This window comes from Chromatium okenii (assembly GCF_016583745.1).
Lineage (GTDB): Bacteria > Pseudomonadota > Gammaproteobacteria > Chromatiales > Chromatiaceae > Chromatium > Chromatium okenii.
The window spans coordinates 53,485-59,652 of sequence record NZ_NRRQ01000018.1 but is presented as its reverse complement, the minus strand read 5'-3'; the positions used below and the strand labels follow the sequence as shown (position 1 = coordinate 59,652).

Genomic DNA, 6,168 nt, shown 5'->3' with positions numbered 1-6,168 from the left:
CGGAGTAGCGATTAAAAACTGAATGTAATCTTGTTCGGTACATTTTGCAGCGTTCATCTTTGTATAGCCAAGCCAGAATAAATTGATTGCGGCACAACAGTAGGATTGAAGGTGCTGCGCCGATTTTAACAATCATTTTGTGGTGGATCGACTATATTCTAAAGCTATTTTTGGTCAACTGCGTAACTCCTACAAATGAATGAGAATTTTCTCAAATCCATTGAACAGCAAGTGCAGACAGTCAATGCGGCACTTGATCATTTCGTAAGCATTTTAGAAAAAGAGGTTTATCCGCAATAAAAACAGCAGTTCACATGGTGTAAGAATTTTTGCATGAAAGTGTGCCAATTTTAAGCACTTGTCTTGATGCGGCAATGATTAAAAGCGTTTATAATCTGCGCCCGCGTTTGTTTTTCCAAACGCAACACACGGGAGCGGTGAATGACAATCCGTTTTTTGTGATGCTGCAAAGTCAATTCAAATTCACAGTCACGCCATTACAGCAAAATCCAGTTGGCGTGTTGCATCATGCACTTGATCCGCATTTGGCAACGCTGCGCAATGTGATTGTGGTCGGCGGCGCGGATGAAGCGGGAGTGCAATCGCTATTGCAACATCCGAACGCTGGTAATTGGCGGATTCATTGGATTCGCGGTGCTGGTAATTGGAATCCGACTACGCGAGTGGAAACGGTGACGAATTTAGCCAATTATTTACGAGTGAAAAAAACATGAATATAGTGCCGCTGCATCAAATTGCGCCGCGCTGGAATGAAGTGCTCACGCCATTTCGAGCACGGGATTATGTTCAGGCGCTTGCCGTTGCGCAGCAATTTGTTGCTGAACTTGAGAGTGAATTATTGCCGTATCATTAGGGTTTCAATCCTTGTTGTAATGGATTTAGCGTTGCAACCGTTGACAAAGATAAATCAAAAATTAATTTGGAGTCAAGCCCAAAATTAAAAAATTATTTCCTTTGTTTTATTTATTTTTCGTGATTAAATTTTCGGTTTTTTCAATCACGCACCCAAACATTCGTCACGAAAATAAAACACCACTGACTGTCCGGGTGTCGCCGCCCGCTGCCGCTGCGCGAATCGCACCAGAAGGTCGTCACCCTCCATTGCCGCGACTACGCAAGTCCTGAAGCGGCTGCAGGTGCCGCAGTCGCGCAGCGCACGAAAACGGCAGCGCCGGCGCAACGCCAATCCAATGCACCGATCCCGTCACGAGCGTATCCGCCATCAGAAGCGGATGATCGTGATTTTACTCTAAAATCAACGCGTTATGCTCTACATTCTTCGCCGCCACATACCACGCTCCTTCTCGCCCCGCCGCCCACACCCACTGTTTTGCCTACGTTCACAAGCTCGATGCTGATCCTGAAACCGGCGCGGACAGCGTGGCGCACCTGTTGCGCTGGGTCACGACGGCGGTGCGCGAATTGCCCGCGCCGATGCCGCTGATTCCGCCGCCACCGCCGCCGACGCTGCTGTTGCTTGGCGGCGAGCCGGACGTGGAAGCGACGCTGCGGCAGGCGATGACGGCGGCGCTCGGCGCGGACTGGGCGCTGGACACGCAACCGTTGAGCGCGGCGGCAACGCTTAATCCGGCGCTTTACGGCGTGATCGTCATCTTGCAACACACTTTTTCGACGCGTAACAGCGTGCGGGAAGCGCTGGCGCAGGTACTGGCTGCCGCGCCGTGCCCGCAAATCATTGTGTGTTGCGATGGGCGCGACGAATTGCGCCCGTCTATTTTATATCTTGCTAATCATCATCCTTTTCGCTTGCTTGATTTAATGCAGCCACAATGGGCGCTGCATTTACAAAGTGCTTTACAAGAAGCGTGTTTGTGGTATGGACAAACAGAAATTCAATTAGCAGATGCGGATGCGTTGCAACGAATGCACCTTATTTTGCCGGAGGATTTTGGTTTAGAAGATGGCGATGATTTGTTTGATGAATATGATGAAGGTGCAAGCGGGATAGATGATGCTGCGGATGAACGCGGAAATGATGCGCCATGAAACCAATTTATTTAATTGATACGAATATCTTGTGTCAGTGGTTGACGGCGTACATGCCCAGCTTTCAACAAGATAATCCGCATTTCCGCCTCGTCAGCGCCAATAAAATCCGCCAGTTGATTGAAGGCGGCGATTATCGCATTTATGTACCTGATGTGGTGTGGGCGGAGTTTTTAGGTGTCACGCTACATAAAAATATGGATGTTTCCGCCGATTTTGAGCAGTTTCAATTTTGGTTGTTCCGTTATCAATCCTATATCAAACAGATGCAAGGGTTTATTATCCGCCAGCATCAGTTTTTTCAGTGGCCAGATACAAAGAAATCTCCGCATGTATTGGCAGCAAATTTAAGCGATGATGCGCAACTAGTGAATTTGCCAACGTTTCAATGGCTGAAAAATAAATCTGAACATTACGCCGGGCAGATTAAATTATTGGATGGCATGGATGCCACGATTCTGATTTATTTAGATGCGCTGGCGCAATTGCATCCGCAGCGCATCATCACGCTTTACACTGCCGATAAAGCCTTGGCGCAGATTTTAGCACGGGTAAAAGTGCGGCATAGTGACTGGTTTGCCCAGAATACTGCCGCAAGCTATGCGCTCAAATAAGCGCACGGCTGGCGCTATAAAAAACCCGCTCCCAATTGACTTGGTGAGCGGGTTTTTATTTGCTTCGTTGCACCGTTTGCGCCACAATTATCAGACTGATGCCAGTATCTGCTGTGTTTAAGAGTCTCTCATGCCTCTGTCTTGGAATAAAATCAAAGATCGTGCTCTGCACTTCTCGCGGGAATGGGTAAATCAAGACTCAATCAATCTAAAAGCTGCCGAGCGCATGGGTTTATTGCATGACAAATTAAAAAGCAGCGGTTATGTCGGTCATGCGTTGGAAGTGTATCTGGTGCGGCTGGTGTTTTGTTTATTTGCCGAACACACCGGCATTTTTGAAATGAATCAGTTTCAAAATTTAATTGAGCAACGCACTGCTGAAGATGGGCAAGATTTGGCGCAATGGCTGGCAAATTGTTTTGAAGTATTGAATACACCGCACGAAAACCGTTTAACCCATCTTGATCCGCAGCTTGCTGCGTTTCGTTATATTAACGGTCAATTGTTTGCCGAGCATTTACCGACTGCTGCCTTTGATCGGGAAATGCGCAATCTATTATTGGAAGGTTGCGCTTTGGATTGGGGGCGGATTTCACCTGCGATCTTTGGCGCGTTATTTCAAGCGGTGATGGATACTAAAAACCGCCGCCATCTGGGCGCACATTACACCTCGGAAACCAATATCTTAAAATTGATTAAACCGTTATTTTTAGATGAACTACGAGCTGAATTTGAGCGCGTGAAACGGCAGAGCAAAACCAATTTGTTTGCATTTCAGGAAAAGCTCGCCAGCTTAAAATTCCTTGATCCCGCTTGCGGCTGCGGCAATTTTCTGGTCATTGTCTATCGGGAATTACGGTTGCTTGAATTGGAGGTGTTGCGGGCACTGTTTGGAGCGTCTAAAGATTTATCAATTGGCGTGGGTGAGTTTAACATTCTGTGCAATGTGAATCAGTTTTATGGGATTGAAATTGAGGAATTTCCGGCACAGATTGCGCAAACAGCATTGTGGCTCACCGATCATCAGATGAATCAAGTGGCTTCTCAGGAATTCGGCAAAAACTATTTGCGGATTCCGCTCACCCATTCCGCAACAATTCGTCATGGCAATGCGCTACAAATTGATTGGCGCGAGCTGGTGCCGCCATCAGGATTAAATTATATTTTAGGGAATCCGCCGTTTGTTGGCTCAAAATATATGAGTGATTCCCAACGTGCAGAGGTTGCTAGTATTTTTCACGCGGTAAAAGGCGCGGGCATTCTCGATTTTGTTTCCGCTTGGTATCGTCAAGCGACGGATTACATGACAGATAATCCAGAGATTAAAACCGCGTTTGTTGCAACCAATTCAATCACCCAAGGCGAACAAGTTGGCGTGTTATGGTCAGATTTATTAAAACGCGGCGTTAAAATTCATTTTGCGCATCGCACGTTTCAATGGTCAAGTGAGGCAAAAGGTAAAGCAGCAGTGCATTGTGTGATTATTGGCTTTGCGGTGCGTGATGTGGCGAATAAGTCGCTGTTTGATTACGAAACAGCGCAATCTGAAGCAACAGAAACTAAGGTAAAAAACAATATCAACCCTTATCTTATCAATGCAGCCGATATTGTGGTTAATAAACGCAGTAAACCAATTTGCGACGTTCCAGAAATGTGTTTTGGAAATCAACCCATTGACGATGGCAATTTTATTTTTTCTGCCGCTGAGAAAAAACAGTTTTTAACGGAAAACCCAACAGCGGAGCAGTTTTTAAGATTATTTTTAGGGGCGGAAGAATTTCTGAACGGTGGCGAAAGATGGTGTCTGTGGTTGAAAGACGCTAAACCGGAAGAGTTGCATCGGTTTCCTACGATAATGCGCAGACTTGAGTTAATCAGAAAATTCCGCTTATCTAGTAAAAGGCTCGTAACCCGACAACTCGCAGCAACGCCAAATCTTTTTGCGTTTATTTCTCATCCTGATTCTGATTATCTTGTTATTCCAAGAGTGTCATCTGAGCGAAGACATTATATTCCTTTGGGATTTGTTGATTCACAAACAGTCGTTAGCGATGCAGCACTTATTGTTCCTCATGCAACGCTTTATCATTTTGGCGTTTTAACTTCGGCAATGCACATGGCGTGGATGCGCACTGTATGCGGTCGCCTAAAAAGTGATTATCGCTACTCCGCGAGCATCGTTTATAACAATTTCCCGTGGCCGGAAAAAATCACTGGTCAACAGCGCAATACAATAGGACAGGCGGCGCAAGCAGTATTAGATGCGCGTGCGCAAGCGCCGAATGCGTCACTTGCCGCGCTTTATGATCCATTAACGATGCCGGTTGAATTAGTCAAAGCACATCGCCAAGTGGATGCAGCCGTTGATGCGGTCTATTCTAAACAGAAGTTCAGTGGCGATGCCGAGCGCGTGGCTTTTCTATTCGAGCGGTATCAACAACTCACTGCGCCGCTTGCGCCGCAAAAACCACAACGCCGGAAACGTGTTTAATCGGTTTTTTGTTGATTGCAGTTGACAGCTTTTAATGACTGTGGTCTTCTATGTCTCAGGTGCTAAAGAACACCTCAGTAAGCGTTATCACACACGACAGCTATGTGCTTTAATGTCTCCAGTTTTCGCTGGGGGTGCGGAGAAATAAGGGGAGAAATCCCACGAATAATCCCGCCGTCTTACTGCGGTCTTTAGCCCCACAGCGGCCCTTCGGGGCTTTCTTAAAGAGAATCAATTTTAAGGAGTCCTTCATGGACAACTGTAATATCATCCCCTTTTTATTCGGACAACAGCAAATTCGTGTTATCACTGATGATAACGGTAATCCTTGGTTTGTTCTGCGTGATTTGCTAGATGGCATGGGTAGTTCAACCACGACTACTAACGCGATTGAGTCTATAAAACGAGGTCTTGGAAGAAATTTTAATAAAGTTATACCAATTCAGACAACAAGGGGTGAACAGCAAATTATTATTGTTGCTGAACCTGCCGCAACATATTTAGTTGCGAGATCGAATACTGAACGCGGACGTAAGCTCAATCGTTTTATTCATGTTGAACTGCTACCAGTAGCTAAAAAATCTTCCGAGTTAATTTATGCTCTAAATAACTTTGAAATACCTAACAATTTGCCTGATATGTACGTTTACGCCATTCGGGAAAAAAATACTGGAAACATTAAGCTAGGTATTAGTAAAGACCCTGAATCTAGGCTGCAACAACTACAAACAGCCAATTCTGGTGAACTTGAACTGGTAGCTTATCGCAAAGCGGTTAATAAATTTCAAGACGAGAAAAACATTCACCAGTTAGCGGCTGATTATCATATTCGTGGGGAATGGTTTACTTCTTCTGCATTGAAAGTGATGCAGTGACAAAAAGTTTGGAGTTTAATTGCAGCGGTTGGAGACATTTATTGCTGACCACGCGCTGCTGAGTACCAACCCGCAATAACGCATCGGCGCTATAAAAAACCCGCTCCCAATTCACTTGGTGAGCGGGTTTTTTTATGCGGTATCTTCACTTAAACGGCAG

Annotated in this window: 7 protein-coding genes; 6 read left to right on the top strand and 1 reads right to left on the bottom strand. The window is 45.7% G+C overall.

The window, feature by feature from the left end; genetic code table 11:
- The first annotated feature begins 341 nt into the window (after positions 1–341).
- Positions 342–734: a hypothetical protein gene (locus tag CKO12_RS08825; RefSeq protein ID WP_207146314.1), complete on the top strand. Its 393-nt coding sequence runs from the start codon at positions 342–344 to the stop codon at positions 732–734.
- Complete coding sequence (locus CKO12_RS08820; protein WP_200154370.1) at positions 731–874, top strand: hypothetical protein; 144 nt, start codon at positions 731–733, stop codon at positions 872–874. The genes CKO12_RS08825 and CKO12_RS08820 overlap by 4 nt, the downstream gene beginning before the upstream one ends.
- Positions 875–1,018: 144 nt before the next feature.
- Here CKO12_RS08820 and CKO12_RS15375 read toward each other — a convergent pair whose 3' ends face one another.
- Positions 1,019–1,201 carry an aminomethyltransferase beta-barrel domain-containing protein gene (locus tag CKO12_RS15375; RefSeq protein ID WP_420826836.1) on the bottom strand — a complete coding sequence of 61 codons (183 nt, stop codon included), beginning with the start codon at positions 1,199–1,201 and terminating at the stop codon, positions 1,019–1,021.
- 200 nt (positions 1,202–1,401) lie between these two features.
- On the opposite strand from CKO12_RS15375, the gene CKO12_RS08810 reads away from it, so the two are divergent.
- The 4 genes from CKO12_RS08810 to CKO12_RS08795 all read left to right on the top strand — a co-directional run bounded on the left by CKO12_RS08810 (position 1,402) and on the right by CKO12_RS08795 (position 6,008).
- The gene (locus tag CKO12_RS08810; RefSeq protein ID WP_200154368.1) at positions 1,402–2,028 is read left to right on the top strand and encodes a hypothetical protein; all 627 of its coding nucleotides are present in this window, start codon (positions 1,402–1,404) and stop codon (positions 2,026–2,028) included.
- Entirely contained in the window at positions 2,025–2,642 is a 618-nt protein-coding gene (locus tag CKO12_RS08805) for a PIN domain-containing protein (protein WP_200154367.1), read from the top strand. The genes CKO12_RS08810 and CKO12_RS08805 overlap by 4 nt, the downstream gene beginning before the upstream one ends.
- Positions 2,643–2,772: 130 nt before the next feature.
- Complete coding sequence (locus tag CKO12_RS14935; RefSeq protein ID WP_242466269.1) at positions 2,773–5,133, top strand: class I SAM-dependent DNA methyltransferase; 2,361 nt, start codon at positions 2,773–2,775, stop codon at positions 5,131–5,133.
- Between the two features lie 251 nt (positions 5,134–5,384).
- A complete protein-coding gene (locus tag CKO12_RS08795) occupies positions 5,385–6,008 on the top strand; it encodes a GIY-YIG nuclease family protein (RefSeq protein WP_200154366.1) in 624 nt (207 codons plus the stop codon).
- Positions 6,009–6,168: the final 160 nt, after the last annotated feature.